This is a genomic window from Salinispora sp. H7-4, assembly GCF_013416675.1.
Lineage (GTDB): Bacteria > Actinomycetota > Actinomycetes > Mycobacteriales > Micromonosporaceae > Micromonospora > Micromonospora vitiensis.
The window spans coordinates 142,299-164,675 of the sequence record NZ_JABZED010000003.1 but is presented as its reverse complement, the minus strand read 5'-3'; the positions used below and the strand labels follow the sequence as shown (position 1 = coordinate 164,675).

The window sequence follows — 22,377 nt, the reverse complement described above, 5'->3', positions numbered from 1 at the left end:
GGGCCGGCGTCCGTCGGGACGCCGGCCCGGCGCTGTCCGGGCGGGTGTTGGTCAGCGGACCCGGCCGTACCCCACGATCGGCATGATGTTCATGTCGCGTTTGAGCACGTTGCGCCCCGCGGTGGGGGCATCGATGATCTGACCATTGCCCACGTAGAGGGCGACGTGCCCCAGCCCGCGGTAGAAGACCAGGTCACCGGGGCTCAGGTCGTGGCGTTTGAGGTGCGCCACCACCTCCCACTGTCGGCGGGTGCTGTGCGGCAGCGACTTCCCGGCCGCTCGCCACGCCGCCGAGGTCAGGCCCGAGCAGTCGTACCCGGCGCCGTCGTCCCCGCCCCACCGGTAGGGCTTGCCCAGCGCCCCGTACGCGTACCGCACCGCCACCCCGGCCGCGCCGGAGACCGATGGTGCCGTCTGGACCTGGTCCGGGCTGGTCCCAGCGGCTTCGGTTGCCCGGCCGTACGCCTGCCGGCGCAGCTCGTACAGGTCGGCCAGGTCGCGCTCGATCCGCTTGCGGGTGCTGGCCAGCCCTCGGGCCTGCGCTGCCGCCTTCTCCACGGTTGCCTCCAGCCGGCTCCGTTGCGCGAGGAGCTGCCGCTGGTCGTTAGTGACGGCGGTGATGCGTTTCTGCCGCTCCTGGGCGAGTCGGTCGACGGTGGTGAGCCGGTTGACCAGGGTCGTGGCGTCGTCTGGGCGCAGTAGTGCGGTGGCGGTGCCGAGTTCACCGGTCTTGTACGCGGCCACCGCGAGTTGGTTGACCTCGGCCCGGCTCCGCGCGACCTGTTGCTCCAGCGGGCCCAGCCGGGCGGTCAACCGGGCCAGGGTGGCTTTGTTCGCCTTGAGATCCTCGGCGAGGGTGTTGTGCGCCTCCACGACCTGCTCCAGCTCGGTGGAGGCTTTCTCGATCCGCCGGGTCAGCTCGGCGGGGGAGGGCTCGGCCTGGGCGGGCGCGACCGGTGCGACCAGCGTGGCCGAGATCGCCGCGACGGCGAGGGCGGGAAGTCGTTTCCGGATGGACGGCAAGTGCGACGGCTCCTTCTCCCCACCAGCCACCGGGTAGGGGCGGAGGCCCCAGCGGCGCCGGACCCGTGCCCTCCGGACGGACGGCGTTGGGCGGGCCGGCCCGGACAAGGTAACCCGGGGCAGGAGTGAACCGCAGGGGAAGTCGAGGCGATTGTTGCCGAACGGAAGTATGTGAACTTCTATCGGACGGGGGTGTCGGCGACCGGCTCCGGAGTCGCGGCCTGCTCGGTCACCCACCCGCTCACCCGCCGCTCGGCGAAGAAGGAGACGAACGGAACGGTTCCCGCCAGCATCACCAGGATCATGCGGGACAACGGCCAGCCGGCCCGCCGGGACAGGTCGAAGGCGGCTACCAGGTAGACCATGTAGAGGAAGCCGTGGGCCTGGCCCACCGTCTCCACCACGAGCGGGTAGTCGAAGCCGTATTTGAGCGGCATTCCGATCACCATGAGCAGGATCAGCACCACGCCGACGATCCAGGCGATCACGCGGTACCGGGTCAGGGCTGCGCCCACCGTCGTCCGTCCTTCCGACCCGGCCTAGCCGGGGTAGTCGCCGGGTCGAGCACCCGGATTGTCGGTCAGCCACCGCAGGTAGCGGTTGTAGGCGGTGAGCTCCGGATCGTCACTGTCCGGCACGGTGGCCGCGGTACGGCTGGCCCGTACCGGCCGGCGTACCGTCAGCCGGGTCGGCTCGGTGGTCGCGGACGGCTCGGTGGTCGCGGATGATTCGGTGGTCTCCGCGGCTGGGCCCGGCGTCTCGGGTCCGCGGAGTTCCTGGCGGACCTCCCGCCACCAGACGAAGACGACGAAGCCGGCGAAAACCGGCCATTCCACGGCATATCCCCAGCTGATCGGGTTGCCGCCGGCCGCACGGCTGAGCTGCCACCAGCCGAGCCCGAGGAAGCCCACGACGAGCACGACCAGGGCCACGTGGCGCACGATCCACGCCGGGGTCCAGAGCCGCTTCATGGCCTCGAGGGTACCGGGGCCGGGGGCGTGTTCCGACAGCCGTGTCCTCGCGGCGGGCTGGTTTGCCGGCACCTCGGGTGGGCATCCGGCCAGACGCCAGCCCAGAACAGTGAAGGGGGCGATGATGACCGGATCCGTGCGGCGGGATGAGTACCCGAGCCCGGAGCAGCGGATGCCCGAATGGGATGGAGACCACCTGCACGACCGGGCCTCCGGCACCACTGACTCCGGCACCGCGGACTCTGACGGCGAGGTGCTCGGCGTCGACCCGGCCGAACTCGGCGATGCCGACCTGATCCGTGAGTTGCACAGCCTGCACCGAACGCGGCTGGACACCCTGCGGCACGCCGCCGACGCGGCGCTCGCCACCCACCTGCGCCGGACCGCCGAGCTCGAAACCGAGTATCTCGCCCGGCGTCCGGGGCGGGAGGTCGACCCGAGCCGACTGCGGGGGTCGTGATGGCCTCAGCCGAGCGGGGTATCTCGGCCCCCCCGGAGGTCGTGTTCAACACGGCGATCGACCCGAGCCGGATGTCGGCGTGGCTCCCCGAGCCGCTTCGCGTCGGCGGCCGGCCGGCCACCGACATCCGCCGGGCGGAGCTGACGGCCCGCTGGCGGGCCACCGGGGACTGGACCGCCGAGATCCGGGTTGACCCGGCCGACGCCGGTGGGGCGTGGATCCGGCTCGACCTGACCGGCGGCACCGCCGAGCGGCTGGTGGACGAGGCGTTGGAAGACCTCGCCCAAGCGGTGGCCGACAACCTCCAGGCGGGCTGAGTCGGGCGCAACCGTCGAGCCCTTCGGCTCGGCGACCAGACCGAGGGAGCGGTGACCGAGTTGAAGGCGAAAGTGACCCGTCTGCGTCGGGCCTACGCGCCACACGAGTATCGGCCGCTCGGCGGCTACCTGGTGGCCATGGGTGCCTACGCCGGGGTGACGTCCGCGATCGCCGGGCTGGTGAAGGCCACTCGGCGGCCGCTGCCGGAACGGCCCGCGACGGCCGACGTGGTCCTGCTGGCCATCGCGACCCACAAGCTCAGCCGACTGCTCTCCAAGAAGGCCGTGACCAGTCCGCTGCGGGCCCCGTTCACCCGCTACGCCCGGCCGATCGGCAGCGGCGAGGTGATGGAGGAGGTGCGCGACTCGGGCAGTTCCACCCGGCACGCCGTCGGTGAGCTGGTCAGCTGCCCGTTCTGCCTGGCCGTCTGGGTAGCTACCGGGCTCACCGGCGGGCTGGTGCTGACGCCGCGGCTGACCCGTCTCGTCGCCACCGCTCTGACCGCTATGACGGCGTCGGACTTCCTCCAGCTGGCGCAGGCGACGGCGCAGCAGGCGGCCGAGCGGAGCTCGGGTTAGGCAGCCGGCTGACCTCAAGTCGCGCGATCGCGGGCGGGGCGGTAGCCGGGCCCCGCCCGCGATCGCGCCTTCCTCGGCCTGCGCCGAGCGGAGCAGGCGCTCAGCTCTCCTCGCCTGACCAACCGCGGGGAGACTCCTCCTCCCGCTCGTCGGCGTCCGCCCCGGTGATGATGTCTCGATCAACCGCGGTGACATCGTGCTCCCGGGCGAAGTCCGGCTCCGGCAGGGTGTCCCGGCCCTCCGGCGGCTGGCCGAGAGCCGCGAGCTGTTCCTGCTGCTCGGAGTGCCGCTCGGCGGGCTGGGACATGTCACTCTCCTTCATGACGGATCACCGGGCTGCGGACCGCCGCCGGGCATCGCCGGACCCACTGCCGGGCATCGCCGGACCAGTGGACCGGCTCGTCGGCCGCGACCCGATCAGGTGACGGACCCGCCCAGCAGGTCGGCCGCCTCGTCCACGGAGTACTCGCCCTCGGGCAGTCCGCAGATGCGGGTGAGTAGCTCCGCCGGCATCTGGGCGGCGACCGCTCGCCGGTAGATGTCGCCCTGGCTGATCCGCTCCTGGCCTCGGTAGAGATCCTCGAGGAGGTCGTCGAGACGGCGCAGGTCCGACTCGGTCTCGGGCACCGCGGTAACGGGTGGGTTGTCGGTCACGGCGCCCAACTACCCGGGGCCGTAACCGGTAAACCACCCGCCCGGCGATCAGACCGGGGTGACGGCCGGAGCCCGACGCCGGGTGCGTACGGCGGCCGCCAGGTCGGCCAGGACCTGCTCCGTGGTGTCCCAGCCGATGCAGGCATCGGTGATCGACTGCCCGTACGTCAGCTCGCGGGTCGGGTCCAGGTCCTGCCGGCCCGCGAGCAGGAAGCTCTCCAGCATGACGCCGACGATGCCGTGCTGGCCGCCGGCGAGTTGGGCGGCCACGTCGGCGGCGACGAGTGGCTGGTTGCGGTGGTCCTTGCCGCTGTTGGCGTGGCTGGCGTCGATGATCAGCCGTTCGGGAAGCCCGGCGGCGCGCAGCAGCGCCAGCGCGTCGTTCACCGACTCGGCGTCGTAGTTCGGCTGGTTACCGCCACCGCGCAGCACCAGGTGGCCGTCGGTGTTACCGCGGGTATGCATGATCGCCGGAGTGCCGGAGGCGTCGATGCCGGGGAAGACGTGCGGCACGCCGGCCGCCCGGATGGCGTCCACCGCGGTGGAGATGCTGCCGTCGGGACGGTTCTTCATGCCGATCGGCATGGACAGGCCGGAGGCGAGCTGGCGGTGCACCTGGCTCTCCACCGTCCGGGCGCCGATCGCGCCCCAGGCCACCGTGTCGGCGATGTACTGCGGGGTGATCGGGTCGAGGAACTCGCAGCCGACCGGAAGTCCCAGGCGCAGCACGTCGATCAGGAGCGCCCGGGCCCGGCGCAGGCCGGTGTTCACATCACCGGAGCCGTCCAGGCCGGGGTCGTTGATAAGCCCCTTCCAGCCGACGGTCGAGCGCGGTTTCTCGAAGTAGACCCGCATCACCACGAGCAGGTCGTCGGCGAGTCGATCGGCGAGCTCGCGGAGTCGGTGCGCGTAGGCGAGGGCGGCGACCGGGTCATGTACCGAACAGGGGCCGACCACTACCAGGAGGCGGTCGTCGGTGCGGTCCAACACTCGGCCGACGGCCCGTCTGCCCGTCAGTACGGCCGAGGTGAGCGGACTGTCCAGGGGGAGTTCGTGGTGTAGCAGGGCCGGGGTGGTCAGCGGCACCACGCGGTCGATCCGCTGGTCGCTGATCCGGTTCGTCTCGGAGGTGGTCACGGTGGGCATCCCTTCGCCGACCGTGCCCGGGGCCGGTGCCCGGGAGAGCCGGCTGCTCGTACGCAAAAAGGCAGGAGCGGAAGCTCCTGCCTTGCCGGCTCGTGCGGGTGACTTCAGCTCACGATGAGGTCACCGGCGGGAGAGCCGGCTGCCTAAACCATCGATACGAGCGTGTCACGTCGGTGAGTCTACCTGACTCGACGGCAATGGCCACCCGCCCGTTCGGAAAGGCTCATCTGATTTTTACCAGCTTCGATGGCGATATCGATAGGTTTGTGGCGCCAACGACCGACCACTCCCTCTCCCGGAGGTTTTCGATGGATCGTCGTACTCTGCTCCGCGCTGGCGTCGCCGGTGGCGCCGCGGCATTCTCCGGTAGTCTCTGGGCCGGCGCCGCGCTGGCCGACCCCGCCCAGCCCGGGGAGAGCCCCTATGGGCCCCTGCAGTCGGCCGACGCCCTGGGCATCCAGCTGCCCGCGGGATTCACCAGTCGGATCGTGGCCCGCTCCCGGCAGGCCGTCACCGGTACCGCGTACACCTGGCACGACGCGCCCGACGGTGGCGCCTGCTTCGCCGCCGGTGCCGGCTGGATCTACGTCTCCAACTCGGAGATCACCCCGGGTGGCGGCGCGTCGGCGATCCGGTTCAACGCCGACGGCAGTGTCGCCTCGGCCTACCAGATCCTGTCGGGCACCCGGCAGAACTGCGCGGGTGGAGCGACACCGTGGGAGACCTGGCTCTCCTGCGAGGAGGTCAGCCGGGGCTACGTCTACGAGACCGACCCGACCGGTGGCGCGAACGCCCTCCGGCGGGACGCGATGGGTCGGTTCAAGCACGAGGCCGCCGCCTGCGATCCAAGCCGTCAGGTGATCTACCTCACCGAGGATGAGAGGGACGGCTGCCTCTACCGGTTCCGGCCGACGACCTGGGGTGACCTCTCGGCCGGCACCCTGGAGGTGCTGGTGGCTGGCACCGCCACCAGCGGCCCGGTGTCCTGGGCCCCGGTGCCCGACCCGGACGGCTCGCCGACGTACACCCGGGACCAGGTCTCCGGGGCGAAGCGATTCAACGGCGGGGAGGGCTGCTGGTACGCCGACGGGACCTGTTGGTTCACCACGAAGGGGGACAACCGGGTTTGGGCGTACGACGCGGTCAACGAGCGGATCGACCTGGCGTACGACGACTCGTTGGTCCCCGGTACCGCCCCGTTGACCGGGGTGGACAACATCACCGGTACCGCCGGCGGTGACCTCTACGTCGCCGAGGACGGCGGAAACATGGAGATCAACATCATCACCCCGGACGAGGTCGTCGCCCCGTTCCTGCGGATCACCGGTCAGTCCCGGTCGGAGATCTGCGGTCCGGCGTTCTCGCCCGACGGCACCCGGTTCTACTTCTCGTCCCAGCGCGGCAGCTCCGGATCGTCCTCCGGCGGCATCACCTACGAGGTACGTGGCCCGTTCCGCTGAGCGAGCCGGCGGGGCCCGCGGCTGAGCCAGCGTGTCGGGCCCCGTCCCGCGGCGCACCGTCCGCGTTGGGCCCCGTTTCGTGGCGCGCGCCGTCCCCGTCCCGCGGCGCACCGTCCCCGCGCCTCGGCGATCGGATAGCGTCCTCCCATGCCCGACAGCGGTTTTCCCTGGCCCATCGAGACGACCCGACTGGACAACGGCCTGCGCGTGGTGGTGAGTGAGGACCGCACCGCCCCCGCCGTGGCCGTGAACCTCTGGTACGACATCGGCTCCCGGCACGAACCGGAGGGGCAGACCGGCTTCGCCCACCTCTTCGAGCACCTGATGTTCGAGGGCTCGACGAACGTGGCGAAGACCGAGCACATGAAGCTGGTCCAGGGGTGTGGTGGGTCCCTGAACGCCACCACCAACCCGGACCGCACCAACTACTTCGAGACGGTCCCCGCCGAGCACCTTGAGCTGACCCTCTGGCTCGAGGCCGACCGAATGGGCGGGTTGGTGCCGGCGTTGACCCAGGAGACGCTGGACAACCAGCGGGACGTGGTCAAGAACGAGCGGCGGCAGCGCTACGAGAACGTCCCGTACGGCGACGCCTGGCTGCGGCTGCTGCCGCTGCTCTACCCACCCGGCCACCCATACCACCACTCGACGATCGGCTCGATGGCCGACCTGAACGCCGCTGACCTCCCCACCTTCCAGGCGTTCCACTCCGCGTACTACGCGCCGAACAACGCTGTTCTGACGGTCGTCGGCGACACCTCCGCCGATGAGGTGTTCGCCCTGGCCGAGAAGTACTTCGGCGCGATCCCGGCCCGATCGGAGATCCCGGCCGCGCCGGACGGCCAGCACGTCTCCGGCACCGGCGTGGCGACGACGGAGACGGTCGTCACCGAGGTGCCCGCGCCCCGGGTGTACGTCGCGCACCGTACCCACCCGTTCGGCACCGCCGGCTACGACGTGACCAGCGTGCTCGCCACCGTCCTCGGCAGCGGGCGGGGCAGCCGGCTCTACCAACGGCTCGTCGACGGGGAGCGGGTCGCGCAGCCGGACCTGGTCGGGGCGTACGGGGTGGACCTGGCGTACGCCCCGGCGCCGTTGATCGTCACCGCCACCGCCCGCCCGGGGGTGTCGGCGAAGCGGTTGGCCGCCGGGTTGGGCGAGGTCGTTGACGAGTTGACCACCGTGCCGGTTACCGCCGCGGAGTTGGACCGGGCCAAGGCGCTGCTCAGCACCGCCTGGTGGCGGCAGATGTCGACGGTGGAGGGCCGGGCCGACACCCTCGGCCGGTACGCGACACAGTTCGGTGACCCGCGCCGGGCGGCCGAGCGGCTGCCGGCGTGGCTGGCGGTGACCGCCGAGCAGATCGCGGCGGTGGCCGCCGAGGTGCTCGCCCCGGCCGACCGGGTGACCCTGACCTACCTGCCCGAGGAGAGCTCATGACGCTGATCAGCACCCGGCCCGGTCCGGGGCCCGCCCGACCGTACCGCTTTCCCCAGGTGGTTCGCCGTGGTGTCGCGGGTGGGCAACTGGTCGCCGCGCACCTGCCGGGGCAGTCGCTGGCGGTGGCGCTGTTGCTGCTCGATGCCGGCGCCGGCCGTGAAAAACAGGGGCGGGAGGGGCTGGGCACGGTGCTCGCCAAGGCCCTGGAAGAGGGGACCGCGCAGCGGGACGCGACGGCGTACGCCCTGGCCATCGAGGCGCTCGGCACCGAGCTGGTGGCCGGCCTGGACTGGGACTCCTTCCAGGTGAGCGTGCAGGTGCCGGTGGATCGGCTGCCGGCTGCCGTGGAGCTGTTGGCGGAGGCGGTGCGCACGCCGCGGCTGGCACCGGACGATGTCCGGCGGGTACGCGACGACGAGGCGACCGCCCAGCGCATGGATTGGGCGAATCCGGGCCCGCGGGCCGACGCGGCGCTGCGGGCCGACCTGTTCGGCGCCGAGAACCGCTGGGGCCGGCCGCTGTACGGCGATCCGGAGACGGTGGCCGCGCTGGAGGTCGAGGACGTCCGGATCTTCCACTCGGAGTGGTTCCTCCGGCCGGGCACTCTGATCGTCGTCGGGGACCTGGAGCGCCTCGACCTGGACGCCCTCGCGGCGACGGCGTTCGCCGGCACCGGCGGCGGCGCGGTGGACCGGGGTGGCCCGGTCCAGGCCGCCCCGCGCGACGGCCGCAAGATCATCTTGGTGGACCGGCCGGGTTCGGTGCAGTCGACGCTGCGGCTCGGGCATCCGTCGCCGCACCGCGCACACCCCGACCATGTGCCGATGCGGCTCGCCGGCACCGTGCTCGGTGGCGCCTTCACCTCCCGGCTCAACCACCTGATCCGTGAGGTGCGGGGCTATACGTACGGGATCCGGGGTGACTTCGTGTCGTCGCGTCGGTTCGGGCGGTTCGCGGTCAGCTCCGGTGTGCAGACCGCGGTGACCGCGCCCGCGTTGGTCGATGCGGTCGGCGAGATCACCCGTACCCAGCAGACCGGGGTGACCGAACCGGAGCTGGCGGTGGCCCGCTCCTGGCTGGCCGGCCAGCTCTCGGTCGAGTTGCAGACCCCGCGGGCGATCGCCGCGGCGCTGACCACGCTGGTCGTCCACGACCTGCCCGACGACTACCACGCCCGGCTGCGTACGGCGCTGCTCGCCGCCGAGGTCGAGGAGGTCTCGGCGGCCGCCGCCGCGCACCTGCACCCGGAGGAGTTGACCCTGGTGGTCGAGGGGGACGCCGCCCTGATCCGGGCCGAGCTGGCGGCGACCGGCCTGGGGGAGGTCATCACCAGCACGCGCTGACCGCCCACCGCCCGGATCGCCAGGTCCGGGCGGTGGGAAAGGATTCTTGGTTGGCGGGCTCCGCTGGGTAGCCTCGCGGGTATGAGGATCGGCATTGTGGGGGCCACCGGCCAGGTCGGTGGGGTAATGCGGCAGGTGTTGGCGGAGCGGGATTTCCCCGCGGAACAGGTTCGGCTGTTCGCCTCCGCGCGGTCGGCGGGGCGGACCCTGCCCTGGCGCGGCGGCGAGTTGACGGTGGAGGACGCCGCCGTCGCCGACTACTCGGGGCTGGACATCGTTCTCTTCTCGGCCGGCAAGGAATCCGCCCGGGACCTGGCCCCCCGGGTCGCCGAAGCCGGAGCCGTGGTGATCGACAACTCGTCGGCTTTTCGGCTGGACCCGGCGGTGCCGCTCGTCGTCGCCGAGGTGAATCCGCACGCCGCGCGGCAACGGCCCCGAGGGATCATCGCCAACCCGAACTGCACCACGATGGCCGCGATGCCGGTGCTGCGTCCGCTGCACGCCGAGGCGGAGCTGGTGAGTCTCGTCGTCTCGACCTATCAGGCGGTCTCCGGTGCCGGCCTCGCCGGTGTGGCTGAGCTGGACGAGCAGGTCCGGAAGGTGGCCGAGCACGCGAGCGGCCTCACCTTCGACGGCGCGGCGGTGGACTTCCCGGTGCCCCGGTCGTTCGCCCAGCCGATCGCGTTCAACGTGCTCCCGCTCGCCGGTTCGATCGTTGACGACGGGTCCGAGGAGACCGACGAGGAGCAGAAGCTGCGGAACGAGAGCCGCAAGATCCTCGAGATCCCGGAGCTGAAGGTCTCCGGCACCTGCGTCCGGGTACCCGTCTTCACCGGTCACTCACTTCAGGTCAACGCGCGCTTCGCCCGGCCGATCTCCCCGCAGCGGGCCCGGGAGTTGCTCGCTGACGCGCCCGGCGTCGCCCTCTCCGAGGTGCCCACGCCGTTGCAGGCCGCCGGCCAGGATCCGACCTATGTGGGCCGGATCCGCGCCGACCAGACCGTCGAACACGGTCTCTCCCTCTTCTGCGCCAACGACAACCTGCGGAAGGGGGCGGCGCTCAACGCCGTACAGATCGCCGAACTGGTCGCCGCCGAGCACGCCTGAGCCACACCTTTTCGGCGCCGAGCGCGCCTGAGTCCCACCTTTTCGGCGCCGAGCGCGCGTGAGTCCCACCGTCGGCGTCGAGCGCCGCTGAGCCCCACCGTCGGCGCCGCTCATCCCCCCGGGGGCGGCGCCGACGTGTTTGGATTGTGGGTGACCCGACGAGGGAGGCAACCGTGACCGACCAGAGCCAGGCGCCGCTGCTCGAGCTCCTCGCGGAGCATCGGATGGGTGTGTTGGCGACGCTGCGGCGGGACGGGCCGGCGCAGCTCTCCACCGTGCTCTACCAGTACGACCCGGCAGCCGGGCTGATCCGGATCTCGGCCACCGACAACCGGGCCAAGGTCGTCAACCTACGCCGGGATCCGCGGGCCAGCTTCCACGTCAGCAGCGGCGCCGGCTGGGCGTACGCGGTCGCCGAGGGGCGGGCCGAGCTGACTCCGGTCGCCGAGCGCGCGGACGACCCCACGGTCGAGGAGCTGGTCGCCCTCTACCGGGCGATGCAGGGTGAACACCCGGACTGGGACGACTTCCGCCGGGAGATGGTGGCGCAGCGCCGACTGGTGTTGCGGCTGCCCGTCGAGCGGGTCTACGGCCTGCCCCCGCGCGGCTGAGCGGCCCGACCCCGTCGCGTCCGGGCCCGTTACCTGCCGCCCCGGTGAGGGTAGTCCGCGGTGCCGACAGCGAGAGGGGAGCACCATGACAACGGTCGAAGAGTTCATGACGACCCGGTTGGTGACGATGGACGGCAACGACACGCTCATCGCGGCCGCCCAGGAGATGCGGGACTGCGCCATCGGGGATGTTGTGGTCACGGACGGCGATGATGTCGTCGGCATCGTTACAGACCGTGATATTACCGTTCGAGCGGTGGCGGAGAACATGAATCCGGCCTCGACCCGGTTGAACGAGATCACCACCCGGGATGTGATCACGGTCAGCCAGCACGACGACGCCGTGGCCGCCGCCGACCTGATGCGGACGTACGCGGTGCGTCGCCTGCCGGTGGTCGAGGACGGGCAGCTGATCGGCCTGGTGTCGATGGGGGACCTGGCGGTGGAGCGCGAACCGCAGTCGGTGCTCGCGGACATCAGCGCGGACGACCCGAACAACTAGCGCGGCCCGACCCGGTTCACCCGATCCGGGCGAGGTTGACCGCTTTCGGATCGGGGGACCCGTGCCCGGAGGCGACGGCACGACGTCGGGACCTGCCACGGGCGGCCCCGGTCGCGTGCGCGGACGGGCCGGCGGGAGGTGGGACCCATGTCGGAAGCGACCACGGCCTTCTTCAGGGATCTCGACCAGCGGGGCTACGAGCCGCTGCTGATGCGGGCCACCGCGACGGTCCGGTTCGACCTGCACGAGGGGGCGCACACGACGCACTGGTTCCTCCGGATCGACCGGGGGCGGCTGCGGGTGAGTCGGGAGGATCTGGAGGCCGACGCGGTCATCGGGCTCAGCCCGGCGCTCTTCGAGGAGTTGGCCGCCGGCCGGGAACACGCCATCGCGGCCAGCCTGCGGGGAGACCTGAGGGTCAGCGGTGATCCACGGCTCTTCGTCCAGGTGGAGCGGCTCTTCCCGGGCGACCCGCGCGCGCGAGGGCCGCGCCGAGCCTTCGAGCGGGAGGTACGTTGATGCCGGGCAACACGGTGCGCATCCTGGACGGCAACACCTTCGTGGTCTCCGCGGAGAGTGGGGACATCGAGGCGACGCCGACCGAGCCGACCGGTCTCTTCTCCCTCGACACCCGCTTCCTGTCCACCTGGGTGCTGACGGTCAACGGCGAACGGCTCAACCCGCTCTCCTACGACGACCTGCAGTACTACGAGGCGCGGTTCTTCCTGGTGCCGGGGGCGGCGACGCACTACGTGGACGCCAAGCTCTCGGTCATCCGGGAACGGGCGGTGGGGGGAAGCTTCCGGGAGACGCTCACCATTCTCAATCACGACGAGAATCCGGTCGAGCTGGAGGTACGGATGGCGGCGGCGGCCGACTTCGCCGACTTGTTCGAGATCAAGGACGACCAGCTGAACAAGAAGGGCGAGCTCTACACCGAGGCCGAGTCGGACCGGCTGCGGCTGGGCTACCGGCGCGGCAACTTCCGGCGCGAAACCATGATCACCTCGTCGGTGCCGGCCCGGTTCGACCGGGGCGGCTTCGCGTACACCATCCACCTGGCGGCGAATGAGCAGTGGGTGGCGGAGATCGACGTCCGGACCCTGACCCTCGGCCCCAGCGGCCGGGACCTGCGCCGGGGTCTACGTGCGCACGGCGACGAGCGGCTCGCCCTGGAACAGGACCTCAAGGAGTGGATCGCGAACGCCCCCAAGGTCAACAGCGAACGCGAGGATCTGACCGCGACGTACCACCGCTGCCTGGTCGACCTGGCGGCGCTGCGCTTCGTTCCGTTCTCGCTGGGTGGGGCGGCGCTACCGGCTGCCGGCCTGCCGTGGTTCATGACCATGTTCGGCCGGGACAGCATCCTGACCTGCCTGCAGGTACTGCCGTTCACTCCGGAGCTGTCCAAGACGACGCTACAGGTGCTCGCCGCACTCCAGGGCACCCGGTTCGACGACTTCCGGGAGGAGGACCCGGGCCGGATTCTGCACGAGATGCGGTACGGCGAGACAGCGGCCTTCGAGGAGCAGCCGCACTCGCCGTACTACGGTTCGGTGGACGCGACCCCGTTGTTCATTGTGCTCCTCGACGAGTACGAGCGGTGGAGTGGGGATGCCGAACTGGTGCGGGCGTTGCAGGTCGAGTGCCGGGCCGCGCTGAAGTGGATCGACAGCTGCGCCGACCTGGTGGGCAACGGCTACATCTGGTACGAACGGCGCAACACCGACACCGGGCTGGAAAACCAGTGCTGGAAGGACTCCTGGGACTCCATCTCCTACCGCGACGGCACCCTGCCACCGTTCCCCCGCGCCACCTGCGAGGTGCAGGGATACGCGTACGACGCGAAGGTGCGGGCGGCGCGGCTGGCCCGCGAGTTCTGGGACGACCCGGCCTTCGCCGAGCAGCTGGAGCGGGAGGCGGCCGACCTCAAGGAGCGGTTCAACCGGGAGTGGTGGGTGGAGGACGGTGAGTACTACGCACTCGCCCTGGACCCGGACGGCCGGCAGTGCGACGTGCTCAGCTCCAACCTCGGGCATCTGCTCTGGAGCGGCATCGTCGACGACGAGCGAGCCCCGAGAATCGCCGAACACCTGGTGGGGCCACGGCTCTTCTCCGGCTGGGGGGTACGGACGCTGGCCAGGGGAGAGGCCCGATACAACCCGATCGGCTACCACAACGGCACCATCTGGCCGTTCGACAACTCGTTCGTCGCCTGGGGCCTGCGCAGGTACGGCTTCGCGGAGGAGGCGGCGACGGTCGCCAACGGCATTCTTGACGCCGCCCGCTACTTCGACGGTCGGTTGCCGGAGGCGTTCGGCGGCTACCCACGGGAGCTGACCAAGTTCCCGGTCGAGTACCCGACCGCGTGTACGCCCCAGGCCTGGTCCACCGGCGCCCCGCTGCTGTTGCTGCGGACCATGCTCGGGCTGGAACCACACCAGGGCCACCTGGTTGTCGAGCCGCGCCTACCAGCGGGGATGGGGCGGATCGAGGTGCTGGACATCCCGGGCCGGTGGGGTCGGGTGGACGCGTTCGCCCGCGGCCGGCTCGACCTGCAGCGGCGCGGCGAGTGAGGTGAGTCGGCCCGGCCCGAACCCCGCCCGACCTCGGCCCGGCCCCGGCCGGCGGTGCCAACAATGAGGGCTTCCACCTACCGGTCGGCCCCCGAAGCCGGGGTAAGGTCGGCGGATGCCGGAACTCGTGTATCCGCCCGTGATCGCCGCCGCCAAGACAATGTTCCGGGTACTCGACCTGAAGATCACCATTGAGGGTGCCCACCACGTACCGCGGACCGGCGGCGCGGTCCTCGCCAGCAACCACGTCAGCTACCTCGACTTCATCTTCTGCGGCCTGGGCGCGCGCGAGTCGAAGCGGCTGGTCCGGTTCATGGCGAAGAAGTCCGTGTTCACGCACCGGATCTCCGGGCCGTTGATGCGGGGCATGCGGCACATCCCGGTCGACCGCCGGGCCGGAACCGGCTCCTTTGTCGAGGCGGTCGCCGCGCTGCGGCGGGGCGAGGTGGTCGGGGTCTTCCCCGAGGCGACGATCAGCCGGTCCTTCACCGTCAAGCAGCTCAAGAGCGGTGCGACCCGGATGGCCCGGGAGGCCGAGGTGCCGGTGCTGCCGGTGGCGGTCTGGGGAACCCAGCGGCTGTGGACCAAGGGACGGCCGCGCACCCTCGGCCGGCGGCACACCCCGATCACCATCCTGATCGGGGAGCCGATGAAGCCGGCCGCCTACCCGGACGCGAACGCGATGACCACGGACCTGGCCGAGCGGCTGAGCACCCTGGTCGACCGGAACCAACGGGAGTACCCGGAGCGTCCGGCTGGCCCCGACGACACCTGGTGGCTCCCGGCGCACCTGGGCGGCAGCGCACCCACCCCCGCCGAGGCGGGCACCCTGGACCGCTCCTGAGCCACCCACGGATCTGGATTGCTTCGGAGTGGACGCGGTCACCCGCCCCGCCGCCGTGGTCGTGCCGAGTAGGTGATCCCCTCGGTCCGGGCAGTGGAAGTCCGGCTTGTCAGCCGGTTCGGTTGAGCGCGTAGTCGGCGAGCACGGCGCCGGAGGGGGTGCCCTCCAGCCGCAGCAGCTTCCACTGCCGTAGCTGCTCGTCGCCCTCGCCGAGTAGTCGTCGCCCGGAGCCCAGCACCGCCGGGGCGATGACGAGTCGGAGCTCGTCAACCAGATTGTCCGCCAGGAGGGACTGGGCGAGGCGAATGCTGCCGTGGACGCCGATGTCGCCGCCCGGACGCTCCCTGAGCCGGCGGACGAGATCGGCGACCGGGCTCGAGACGACCGTGGTGTTGGCCCACGGCACGGTCGGAGTCGCCGAGCTGATCAGGAACTTCGGCACCTCGTTGATGAAGTCGGCGAAGGGCTGCTCCTCCGCCGTCGGCCAGTACGGCGCCCACTCGTCGTAGGTCCGTCGGCCGAGCAGCACGGTGTCCTGGGCCTTGATCGTGCGGGCGAGGTTGGCGTACATCACCTCATCGAAGTCGAAAATGTAGCGGTCGGGTGCCTCCACCACCCCGTCCATTGACATCAGCGTGTAGAGCACGAGCTTGCGCATGCAGATCTCCCTCGACCGCCGTACCGGATAGCTGATTGTCGAGCCCCGGTATGACAACCGGCTCCGGGCCGTACGGGTAGCGGAGGCCGGGGTCGGTAGCCGACGGTCGCGGCCGGCGGCTAACCGCGGCCTGCCCCCGCGTCCGGAGCGGCGGAAGCGGCCGGCACAGCGCGGCAATGATGGCTTAGGTTGATCATCCGGGGGTCAGTGATCATGGGAGTTCACCGAGGCGGTCCACAACCATCGGAGGCGACGATATGACCGGCTGGTCAGCTATTGCGGGCATCCACGAGTTCATCGTGCCGGACCACACGCACGCTCACGAGCTGGCTGGAGCATTGGCGTCGCACGGTTTCGCCTACGTCACAGCCCTGCCGTCGCCTGGGGGCGGATGGAGGGTCCGTGCCGTCGATGACGGACCCTATCCGGCCGACACATCCGGACATCGCATGTTCGACGCGGTCGGGCGCGCCGCTGCCGTCATCGCTCGCCAGCATGGCGGCTACTCGGAGGGTGGAGGTAGCTGCGAACTGAGCATGTTGCCGATCCTCCGCGGCCCCGGCGGGCCAATCGTGTGCACCAACCCCGGTGCACGGCCACCCAGGCCCAGCGTCGTGGTGGTTGACCCGCCGCCGGCCATACCGTTGGCCCTTACTCCCGACCAGTTCGAAGATACGCACATCGACCTGGCTGGCCTGGACGAGATCCCCTGGGTCGACCTTGAGCACGCCCATGGCAGCGCGGAGGACATCCCCGACCTGTTGCGGGCATTGGCAGACCCGCACGGCGACTGGGACCAGACCCTGGACGAGTTGTTTGGAGATAACCTGCTGCACCAGGGAACCTGCTATTCGGCCACCGCGCCGGCGCTGCCGTTCCTCGCGCGCATGATCGTCTCCGGGGCGCTGCCCGTCAAACAACGGCTTGATCTCTACGGATGGTTACTCTTCGCCGTTGACCAGTGGGGTCACGGACTGTGCGGCGACGTAGACCGCGCCATGGCCAGGGGCCGGTTGGCCCAACCTGCGGCATGGACCCGCGATGTCCGCTGCACCGTTGACGAGCAAGTGCCAGCGTTGCTCGCGCGCTGGGAGATCGAACCACCAGCGGTGAAATTCGTGTTGGCCTGCCTGGCTGCGCTTTTTCCCCACCATGGGCATCAGGTCGCCGACCAGATCACCAGCCTGGCACTAGAGTTCGACGGCACCCAACCCGGCGCCTACCTGCAACTTGCCGAAGCCCTCGTGCGCAACCGCGACGAGCAAGCGTTCGCAGTCGCGACGAACATCGTCGCCTGGGAAGATAGCCACGACCCTGACTGGCTGGACGCATCCGATCTGGCCGTCGCCGTCAAGGTGGGGCCTGTCCTCGTCGAAGGAGCGCTGCGCGTTATCGGCAACACAGTGTGACGCGTTGCGTCGGCTTCGAACCAGGTCCAGCCCTTCCTTCCATGAACACCGAGGGCGGTAGCTGCCGTCGGCAGTTGTGGCTGCGGTCGGTCGAAGGCCTGGCCCTGGCGCTGCAGCAGCCGATCAGCAGCGGTATCGCGCTGAAGCCAGCGACGGTGACGCCGCCGGGAGCGACGACTGCCACCGGGAGAGCTTAGGCATCGGCAGGCGCGGTCCCACGCTGCCGGGCCAGGAACGCCTCGATCCGGGCGAGTGCACCGTCCCACGCCTCGTTGGCGAAGAAGTCCCGGACCTCGGGAGTCGGGAAGCCGCTCTGGACGATGGTCATCAGGGTGCCGCCGTCTTTCTCTTCGAACGTAACCTCGATGCGGGTCGTCATGGTCGTGCCGTCCGGGCTGGCGCCGGTGGAGTCGGTGACGAGCCGGTGCGGGCGGTCGATCTCGACGAAGGTCTGCGTCTCCCGGAACAGCTGGTCGGGGCTGGGTCCCCACACCGCGGTCTGCTGGCCACCAACCCGAAGATCGACCTCGATCTCGAGGACGTCGGGCTGTTCGTCGAGGATGGTGAACCAGATTTTCTGCTTCTCGGCGTCCGTGTACGCGTCGAAGACCTCGTCGGGTGTCGCGGGCAGGTGTCGCGTCAACCGCATGTCGAGCGTCAAGAGTTCTGTCCCTTCGAGTCGGACTGGAGAGTGAGGTAGGCGTCGAGCCCGTCGAGGCGGCGGGCCCAGAGCCGTTGGTAGAAGCTGATCCAGGCCATCGCCTCGTCCAGCGGCGCGGCGCCGAGGCGGCACTGGCGCGACCGGCCGACTTTCTCAGTGATCACGAGCCCGGCGTCTTCGAGCACCTGGACGTGCTTTTTCATGCCGGTCAGGCTCATCCCGGTGGGCTCGGCGAGCTCGCCGATGGTGGCCGGGCCATCGCCGAGCCTGATCATAATGCCGCGGCGGGTCGGATCGGCCAGCGACGCGAACACCCGGTCCAGGACATCTTGGTGAACCATGCAGTTCACCTTACAACACTGAACCGTTCAGTTCAATGAGTCTGGTGTGAGCTGGCATCCCTGGTCGTGCGGCTACCGGGGCCTGCCCCCGCCTCCGGAGTGGCGGAAGCTCTCCGCGAGGGTGCCGACGAACTGTCGCGGGATGAACGGGAACGTGTCGGTGAGGACGTAGTAGTAGGTGCCGTCGGGGTACTCGGGCGTGACTCCGTTTCGACCGTTGGCCGCGTCCAGCACGCCGTGGCCCGCCACGAACTCGAAGTCCTCGGTGTACGTGCCGTCGTAGGCTCCGCCCGGGCCGTCCGGCCGGACACCGGAGCGGAGCCGGTACGAGGAGGTCAACTCGGTGATGCCGGAGGCCGGGTCCATCGCGTCGGCGTAACCGAGTCCCGCGTAGACGGGGAAGCCGTCGCCGGCCCAGCCGAGCAGCGGGGAGTGGCGGCTCGCGTCCCGCTGGCCGGCCACTGCCGTGGGTAGGCCGTGGTAGTGGTAGGCCCCGGTCGGCTGGACATGCGCGTTGTTGTCATCCAAACCGAGATTCGTCTTGGGGCTGATCGCCTCGACTGTCCAGCCGGAGGCCGGGTCCCGTCGGTACCACTCGGCGGCGAGCGGGTCGAAGGGGACCCCGTTGATCGCGATGCCGAAGGGTTGCGGCAGGACGAGTGGGGTGGCGCGGCTGGCCTGGGTGCCGTTCAGCGGAAGCTGGAACTCGTACGCCTGGGCCGAGACGGTGTGGGGGTTGTGGGCGTTCGGGAAGCTGCCCCTCGGGTGGTTCGGCAGTCCGTTGGCGCGGATGGTCCGACTGTCCCCGGTTACCGTCACGTCGATCTGGGTCCCGGTGGCGCTGTCGGCGATCGAGTAGTTGCCCGTCAGCTCGGTCGACACCGGGGTGGTCGGTGCGTCGACGGAGGTGGCGGACGTCGAGGGGTCGTTGACCCCGGTGACCGTCGTCCGGCCACACGCCGAGACTCCGAGGGCGGCGCCGAGCCCACCGAGCAGGAAGACGCGGCGGGTGGGTCGACCAGAACCGGGTCGAGGAGAAGCCATGCCGCTACTGTGGCCGCTGATCTCAGGTGGTGACTGTGCACAGCCTGTGGACCAGCTGATAATCGCTGAAATGACATCGGTCCCGATGTCATCGACCAAACCTTGTGGATCGACTACCACCATGAATCTGATGACAGAACCACGAATGTCTCCGGTTCACAGGTTTGGGCTGCTACCCGCGGCAGGGGCGGTATGTTGAGAGGCGCTGCGAGCTCGCTCCCGCCCCCTGGGCAGGCCAGAAATGTGAAAGGTTGCGCGCGGTGCGTACCAGAAAGATCTGCCTGGTGGGGATGGGGCCGCGGGGGCTCGCGGTCCTGGAGCGACTGTGCGCCAACCACGATGGTGAAAACGAGTTGGTGCTCCACCTGGTGGATCCCTTTCCGCCGGGATCGGGAAGGATATGGCGGGAGCAGCAGTCACCCCACCTGTTGATGAACACGGTTACCGCCCAGGTGAGCCAGTTTACCGATGAGAGTGTCGACTGTGCGGGCCCGATCCGGCGGGGTCCGAGTCTGCACGGTTGGATGGACAGCCGCGATGCCGGGGCGGACCAGGGGCACCGGGGGGCGGACGAATACTCCTCGCGGAGACTGTACGGCCGCTATCTGAGGTGGGTCTTTGAACGCGTGGTGTCCGGCGCGCCCGACACCGTCCGCGTTAATGTCCACCGCGCCACCGCGGTGGCGTTGGAGGACGGGAGTGACGGCCAGTGCGTCACTCTGGACAACGGGGATCGCCTGCCGGACATGGACGCCGTGGTGCTGTCGCTCGGTCACCTCGACACGGAACTCACGGGTGATGAGCGTGAGCTGGCGGATTTCGCCGAGAGTCACGGTCTGCGCTACTTCCCGCCCGGAAACCCGGCGGATTTCGACCTGGATGCAATCGATGCTGGGGAGGCGGTCGCCGTGCGGGGGCTCGGGCTTGCCTTCTTCGACGTCCTCGCCCTGGTCACGGAGGGTCGTGGTGGCCGGTTCACACCGCTGGACAAGGGGTTACGGTATAAACCCTCCGGTCGGGAACCAGTTCTCTACGCCGGGGCCCACCACGGTATTCCGGACTATACCCGGGGGCGGAACCAGAAGGGCGCCACGGGCAAGCATAACCCCCGGTTCCTGACCGACAGCGCTGCCCGTCGTATTCGGGAATCTCCGGAGTCGACCTTTCGACGAGACGTGTGGCCGCTGTTGGATGCCGAGGTCCGCATGGTCTACTATTCGGCTCTCGTTACGCAACGTCACGGATCAGCAGCCGCCAGCAAATTTCAGGAAGATTATCTTTCCGCGTCGGATGACTCCGGCACTCTTCGACGGCACGGCGTGACCGAGTCGGACGAGTGGAGTTGGGAGAACATTGGCCGGCCGTGGCGTTCGCGCGATTTCCCCGAACGGGCTGATTTCAATGAATGGCTGCTCGACCACCTCCGCAAGGATATCGACCGGGCCGAGGTCGGTAATATTGACGACCCCGTAAAAACAGCGCTGGATGTCATACGCGACCTGCACGGGGAGATCCGGCTGGCCATCGACCTGTCCGGAGTCACCGGGTCCTCGTATCGCGACGAGGTGGTCCACTGGTTCACGCCGCTGAGCACTCTCTTTTCGGCCGGTCCGCCGCCGTTGCGGGTCGAGCAGATGGTGGCGCTCATCGAGTGCGGCTTGCTGCAGGTGGTGGGCCCCGAGCCGGAGATACGAGCAGATCCGCGAGGCGGCTGTTTCACCGTGCGGTCCACCATGATCCCGGGGCGGCCAACCCGGGCCACGGCACTGATAGAGGCGCGCATTCCCAAACCAGATCTACCGCACAGCGCCAACCCGCTGCTACGTTCCCTGTTCGATACCGGCCAGTGCCGGCCGTACCGTATTCCAGACGCCAGCGGTGCCTACGAGAGCGGCGGGCTCGACGTCACCCCACGACCATTTCGGCTGATTGATGCCGACGGTACCCCCCATCCGTACCGTTTCGCCTACGGGCCGCCGATCGAGTCGGTTTCCTGGTCGCTGAACGAAACAATCCGACCCGGGGTCGGGTCCGCGATTCTCGAGAATGCGGACGCGATTGCCCGGGCCGCGCTCTCCTGTTAGCCGCCCATCAACGCCGAGAATCCCCAGCCCGGTCGGACCTGGGCTGGGGATTCTCTTCGCGTTGGGGAGCTGCCCTGGGTGAGGTGGGGTCAGGACTGCTCGGGGAGCTGCGCGACAAACGCACGCCACGCGGTGGGCCCGAACACCAACGCCGGGCCGCTCGGGTCCTTGGAATCCCGGACGCCGACGACTCCCGGCAGGTTGTCGGCGACCTCGACGCAGTTGCCGCCGCTCGAACCGCTACGGGTTGACTTCTTCCACCGGGCGCTATTGAGGTCCATGGTAGGTCTCTACTTCCTTCAACAGGTCGACGGACGGGTTGCGCGGCAGAGCCTCATTGCGAACGCTCTCCCACATCATGTGCAGCTTAGCCACTCCGTCGTCTTTGTCGACCACCTCGCCGCCAAGCTGATTTTCCAGGTGGCCGATCCACCGCCCCTCAGCCGATCGGGCCAGCGCGAACGGCCCCGACAACCCGATGTGGATGCCGGTGGCGGCGGGGACGATCAGCACGTGTACGTGCGGCAACTCGGTCATGGAGATCAAATGGGCGATCTGCTGTGCCATGATCCCGCTGAAGCTGTCACCGGTGCGCCGCAGGGCCCCCTCGTCCAGCACCGCGACGAGCTGCGGGGGGTGATCGTTGGTCAGGATCTTCTGCCGCTCCAGCCGCGCGGCGGTCAACTGCTCGACCTCACTGTCACTGAGGCTGTCGTCGGCGCGGAGAACCCTCCGGGCATAGTGCTCCGTCTGGAGCAGACCGGGAATCAGGATCGGCTCGAAGTAGCGAAGTTGGGTCGCGCTGCGCTCCGCGTCCAGCCACGGCAGGAACCAGGACGGGGTACCCAGCTTGGAGGCCAGCCGCTCGAACAGCCCGCCGGTCCTGAGCGCGCGGTCGGTCCCCCGGATGAAGTCGATGGTGAGCGCGCGGCTGCCGTTCTCCACGGAGATGACGTGTGAGGCGGTGTATCCGGCCGCCCGCCCGAAGGCTTCCTGCGTCAGACCCGCCGCGCCCCTGGCCCGGCGAATCTCGCTCACGATGAAGTCGGCGATCGGCCCTGGTACATCGGTCATTCAGCACTCCTCAATTCGGTGATCGACTACCCATCTCGCCACCTGGCGGACTGGCGTTAGCCCACCGCGGCCC

The 22,377-nt window shown here is 69.7% G+C and carries 26 protein-coding genes; 14 read left to right on the top strand and 12 right to left on the bottom strand.

Going from position 1 to position 22,377, the window contains the following annotated elements:
• Positions 1-51 precede the first annotated feature (51 nt).
• The 3 genes from H0524_RS02695 to H0524_RS02685 form a co-directional block, all read right to left on the bottom strand.
• A complete protein-coding gene (locus tag H0524_RS02695; protein WP_180197239.1) occupies positions 52-1,023 on the bottom strand; it encodes an NlpC/P60 family protein in 972 nt (323 codons plus the stop codon).
• A gap of 179 nt (positions 1,024-1,202) precedes the next feature.
• Positions 1,203-1,538 (bottom strand): DUF3817 domain-containing protein, encoded by a 336-nt coding sequence (locus tag H0524_RS02690; RefSeq protein ID WP_180197238.1) that lies wholly within the window; start codon positions 1,536-1,538, stop codon positions 1,203-1,205.
• A gap of 24 nt (positions 1,539-1,562) precedes the next feature.
• Positions 1,563-1,994 (bottom strand): hypothetical protein, encoded by a 432-nt coding sequence (locus H0524_RS02685; protein ID WP_018727773.1) that lies wholly within the window; start codon positions 1,992-1,994, stop codon positions 1,563-1,565.
• A 121-nt stretch (positions 1,995-2,115) separates the two neighbouring features.
• On the opposite strand from H0524_RS02685, the gene H0524_RS02680 reads away from it, so the two are divergent.
• Genes H0524_RS02680 through H0524_RS02670 form a run of 3 tightly spaced genes read left to right on the top strand, consistent with a single transcriptional unit; the run spans position 2,116 to position 3,350 of the window.
• Entirely contained in the window at positions 2,116-2,454 is a 339-nt protein-coding gene (locus H0524_RS02680) for a DUF6158 family protein (RefSeq protein ID WP_180197237.1), read from the top strand.
• The gene (locus H0524_RS02675; RefSeq protein WP_018727775.1) at positions 2,454-2,771 is read left to right on the top strand and encodes an SRPBCC family protein; all 318 of its coding nucleotides are present in this window, start codon (positions 2,454-2,456) and stop codon (positions 2,769-2,771) included. Before H0524_RS02680 ends, H0524_RS02675 begins: the two co-directional genes overlap by 1 nt.
• 51 nt (positions 2,772-2,822) lie before the next feature.
• Complete coding sequence (locus H0524_RS02670) at positions 2,823-3,350, top strand: DUF1360 domain-containing protein (RefSeq protein WP_180197236.1); 528 nt, start codon at positions 2,823-2,825, stop codon at positions 3,348-3,350.
• 100 nt (positions 3,351-3,450) lie between these two features.
• Here the strand turns inward: H0524_RS02670 and H0524_RS02665 are convergent, their stop codons facing one another.
• The 3 genes from H0524_RS02665 to H0524_RS02655 all read right to left on the bottom strand — a co-directional run bounded on the left by H0524_RS02665 (position 3,451) and on the right by H0524_RS02655 (position 5,150).
• Positions 3,451-3,657 (bottom strand): hypothetical protein, encoded by a 207-nt coding sequence (locus H0524_RS02665; protein WP_026322870.1) that lies wholly within the window; start codon positions 3,655-3,657, stop codon positions 3,451-3,453.
• 110 nt (positions 3,658-3,767) lie between these two features.
• Positions 3,768-4,013 carry a hypothetical protein gene (locus H0524_RS02660; protein WP_180197235.1) on the bottom strand — a complete coding sequence of 82 codons (246 nt, stop codon included), beginning with the start codon at positions 4,011-4,013 and terminating at the stop codon, positions 3,768-3,770.
• A 39-nt stretch (positions 4,014-4,052) separates the two neighbouring features.
• The gene (locus tag H0524_RS02655) at positions 4,053-5,150 is read right to left on the bottom strand and encodes a 3-deoxy-7-phosphoheptulonate synthase (protein ID WP_180197234.1); all 1,098 of its coding nucleotides are present in this window, start codon (positions 5,148-5,150) and stop codon (positions 4,053-4,055) included.
• Between the two features lie 308 nt (positions 5,151-5,458).
• Here H0524_RS02655 and H0524_RS02650 point away from each other — a divergent pair, with 308 nt between their 5' ends.
• The 9 genes from H0524_RS02650 to H0524_RS02610 all read left to right on the top strand — a co-directional run bounded on the left by H0524_RS02650 (position 5,459) and on the right by H0524_RS02610 (position 15,033).
• Positions 5,459-6,610: an alkaline phosphatase PhoX gene (locus H0524_RS02650; RefSeq protein ID WP_180197233.1), complete on the top strand. Its 1,152-nt coding sequence runs from the start codon at positions 5,459-5,461 to the stop codon at positions 6,608-6,610.
• Positions 6,611-6,757: 147 nt separating this feature from the next.
• The gene (locus tag H0524_RS02645; RefSeq protein ID WP_180197232.1) at positions 6,758-8,050 is read left to right on the top strand and encodes a pitrilysin family protein; all 1,293 of its coding nucleotides are present in this window, start codon (positions 6,758-6,760) and stop codon (positions 8,048-8,050) included.
• Complete coding sequence (locus H0524_RS02640; protein ID WP_180197231.1) at positions 8,047-9,393, top strand: pitrilysin family protein; 1,347 nt, start codon at positions 8,047-8,049, stop codon at positions 9,391-9,393. The genes H0524_RS02645 and H0524_RS02640 overlap by 4 nt, the downstream gene beginning before the upstream one ends.
• 81 nt (positions 9,394-9,474) lie before the next feature.
• Positions 9,475-10,500, top strand: coding sequence for an aspartate-semialdehyde dehydrogenase (locus tag H0524_RS02635; protein ID WP_180197230.1), 1,026 nt, complete (start codon positions 9,475-9,477; stop codon positions 10,498-10,500).
• Positions 10,501-10,673: 173 nt separating this feature from the next.
• Entirely contained in the window at positions 10,674-11,111 is a 438-nt protein-coding gene (locus H0524_RS02630) for a PPOX class F420-dependent oxidoreductase (protein WP_180197229.1), read from the top strand.
• Between the two features lie 85 nt (positions 11,112-11,196).
• Entirely contained in the window at positions 11,197-11,613 is a 417-nt protein-coding gene (locus H0524_RS02625; protein ID WP_018222920.1) for a CBS domain-containing protein, read from the top strand.
• Between the two features lie 147 nt (positions 11,614-11,760).
• Entirely contained in the window at positions 11,761-12,132 is a 372-nt protein-coding gene (locus H0524_RS02620; RefSeq protein WP_018727784.1) for an SCP2 sterol-binding domain-containing protein, read from the top strand.
• On the top strand, positions 12,132-14,189 hold the full coding sequence (locus H0524_RS02615; RefSeq protein ID WP_180197228.1) for a glycogen debranching N-terminal domain-containing protein: 2,058 nt from the start codon (positions 12,132-12,134) through the stop codon (positions 14,187-14,189). Before H0524_RS02620 ends, H0524_RS02615 begins: the two co-directional genes overlap by 1 nt.
• Before the next feature lie 115 nt (positions 14,190-14,304).
• Entirely contained in the window at positions 14,305-15,033 is a 729-nt protein-coding gene (locus H0524_RS02610) for a 1-acyl-sn-glycerol-3-phosphate acyltransferase (RefSeq protein WP_018727786.1), read from the top strand.
• Positions 15,034-15,142: 109 nt separating this feature from the next.
• Here H0524_RS02610 and H0524_RS02605 read toward each other — a convergent pair whose 3' ends face one another.
• A complete protein-coding gene (locus H0524_RS02605) occupies positions 15,143-15,691 on the bottom strand; it encodes a dihydrofolate reductase family protein (RefSeq protein ID WP_180197227.1) in 549 nt (182 codons plus the stop codon).
• Positions 15,692-15,948: 257 nt separating this feature from the next.
• Here H0524_RS02605 and H0524_RS02600 point away from each other — a divergent pair, with 257 nt between their 5' ends.
• Positions 15,949-17,100 (top strand): hypothetical protein, encoded by a 1,152-nt coding sequence (locus H0524_RS02600; protein WP_180197226.1) that lies wholly within the window; start codon positions 15,949-15,951, stop codon positions 17,098-17,100.
• A 193-nt stretch (positions 17,101-17,293) separates the two neighbouring features.
• Here H0524_RS02600 and H0524_RS02595 read toward each other — a convergent pair whose 3' ends face one another.
• The 3 genes from H0524_RS02595 to H0524_RS02585 form a co-directional block, all read right to left on the bottom strand.
• Positions 17,294-17,761, bottom strand: coding sequence for an SRPBCC domain-containing protein (locus H0524_RS02595; protein ID WP_180197225.1), 468 nt, complete (start codon positions 17,759-17,761; stop codon positions 17,294-17,296).
• Positions 17,758-18,102 carry a helix-turn-helix transcriptional regulator gene (locus H0524_RS02590; protein WP_018216708.1) on the bottom strand — a complete coding sequence of 115 codons (345 nt, stop codon included), beginning with the start codon at positions 18,100-18,102 and terminating at the stop codon, positions 17,758-17,760. Before H0524_RS02590 ends, H0524_RS02595 begins: the two co-directional genes overlap by 4 nt.
• 72 nt (positions 18,103-18,174) lie before the next feature.
• On the bottom strand, positions 18,175-19,146 hold the full coding sequence (locus tag H0524_RS02585; protein WP_180197224.1) for a YHYH protein: 972 nt from the start codon (positions 19,144-19,146) through the stop codon (positions 18,175-18,177).
• Positions 19,147-19,436: 290 nt separating this feature from the next.
• Here H0524_RS02585 and H0524_RS02580 point away from each other — a divergent pair, with 290 nt between their 5' ends.
• Complete coding sequence (locus H0524_RS02580; RefSeq protein ID WP_180197596.1) at positions 19,437-21,230, top strand: FAD/NAD(P)-binding protein; 1,794 nt, start codon at positions 19,437-19,439, stop codon at positions 21,228-21,230.
• A gap of 89 nt (positions 21,231-21,319) precedes the next feature.
• Here H0524_RS02580 and H0524_RS02575 read toward each other — a convergent pair whose 3' ends face one another.
• Both H0524_RS02575 and H0524_RS02570 read right to left on the bottom strand, forming a co-directional pair.
• On the bottom strand, positions 21,320-21,511 hold the full coding sequence (locus H0524_RS02575; protein WP_180197223.1) for a DUF397 domain-containing protein: 192 nt from the start codon (positions 21,509-21,511) through the stop codon (positions 21,320-21,322).
• On the bottom strand, positions 21,498-22,304 hold the full coding sequence (locus tag H0524_RS02570; RefSeq protein ID WP_180197222.1) for a helix-turn-helix transcriptional regulator: 807 nt from the start codon (positions 22,302-22,304) through the stop codon (positions 21,498-21,500). Before H0524_RS02570 ends, H0524_RS02575 begins: the two co-directional genes overlap by 14 nt.
• Positions 22,305-22,377: the final 73 nt, after the last annotated feature.

Excerpts from the sequence above, each read along its gene's own strand:
- H0524_RS02635 (WP_180197230.1), top strand. The coding sequence starts at position 9,475 with ATGAGGATCGGCATTGTGGGGGCCACCGGCCAGGTCGGTGGGGTAATG.
- H0524_RS02650 (WP_180197233.1), top strand. The coding sequence starts at position 5,459 with ATGGATCGTCGTACTCTGCTCCGCGCTGGCGTCGCCGGTGGCGCCGCG.
- H0524_RS02575 (WP_180197223.1), bottom strand. The coding sequence starts at position 21,511 with ATGGACCTCAATAGCGCCCGGTGGAAGAAGTCAACCCGTAGCGGTTCG.
- H0524_RS02645 (WP_180197232.1), top strand. The coding sequence starts at position 6,758 with ATGCCCGACAGCGGTTTTCCCTGGCCCATCGAGACGACCCGACTGGAC.
- H0524_RS02665 (WP_026322870.1), bottom strand. The coding sequence starts at position 3,657 with ATGTCCCAGCCCGCCGAGCGGCACTCCGAGCAGCAGGAACAGCTCGCG.
- H0524_RS02580 (WP_180197596.1), top strand. The coding sequence starts at position 19,437 with ATGGGGCCGCGGGGGCTCGCGGTCCTGGAGCGACTGTGCGCCAACCAC.
- H0524_RS02600 (WP_180197226.1), top strand. The coding sequence starts at position 15,949 with ATGACCGGCTGGTCAGCTATTGCGGGCATCCACGAGTTCATCGTGCCG.
- H0524_RS02605 (WP_180197227.1), bottom strand. The coding sequence starts at position 15,691 with ATGCGCAAGCTCGTGCTCTACACGCTGATGTCAATGGACGGGGTGGTG.
- H0524_RS02615 (WP_180197228.1), top strand. The coding sequence starts at position 12,132 with ATGCCGGGCAACACGGTGCGCATCCTGGACGGCAACACCTTCGTGGTC.
- H0524_RS02625 (WP_018222920.1), top strand. The coding sequence starts at position 11,197 with ATGACAACGGTCGAAGAGTTCATGACGACCCGGTTGGTGACGATGGAC.
- H0524_RS02620 (WP_018727784.1), top strand. The coding sequence starts at position 11,761 with ATGTCGGAAGCGACCACGGCCTTCTTCAGGGATCTCGACCAGCGGGGC.
- H0524_RS02610 (WP_018727786.1), top strand. The coding sequence starts at position 14,305 with ATGCCGGAACTCGTGTATCCGCCCGTGATCGCCGCCGCCAAGACAATG.
- H0524_RS02680 (WP_180197237.1), top strand. The coding sequence starts at position 2,116 with ATGATGACCGGATCCGTGCGGCGGGATGAGTACCCGAGCCCGGAGCAG.
- H0524_RS02655 (WP_180197234.1), bottom strand. The coding sequence starts at position 5,150 with ATGCCCACCGTGACCACCTCCGAGACGAACCGGATCAGCGACCAGCGG.
- H0524_RS02585 (WP_180197224.1), bottom strand. The coding sequence starts at position 19,146 with ATGGCTTCTCCTCGACCCGGTTCTGGTCGACCCACCCGCCGCGTCTTC.
- H0524_RS02590 (WP_018216708.1), bottom strand. The coding sequence starts at position 18,102 with ATGGTTCACCAAGATGTCCTGGACCGGGTGTTCGCGTCGCTGGCCGAT.
- H0524_RS02685 (WP_018727773.1), bottom strand. The coding sequence starts at position 1,994 with ATGAAGCGGCTCTGGACCCCGGCGTGGATCGTGCGCCACGTGGCCCTG.
- H0524_RS02675 (WP_018727775.1), top strand. The coding sequence starts at position 2,454 with ATGGCCTCAGCCGAGCGGGGTATCTCGGCCCCCCCGGAGGTCGTGTTC.
- H0524_RS02640 (WP_180197231.1), top strand. The coding sequence starts at position 8,047 with ATGACGCTGATCAGCACCCGGCCCGGTCCGGGGCCCGCCCGACCGTAC.
- H0524_RS02570 (WP_180197222.1), bottom strand. The coding sequence starts at position 22,304 with ATGACCGATGTACCAGGGCCGATCGCCGACTTCATCGTGAGCGAGATT.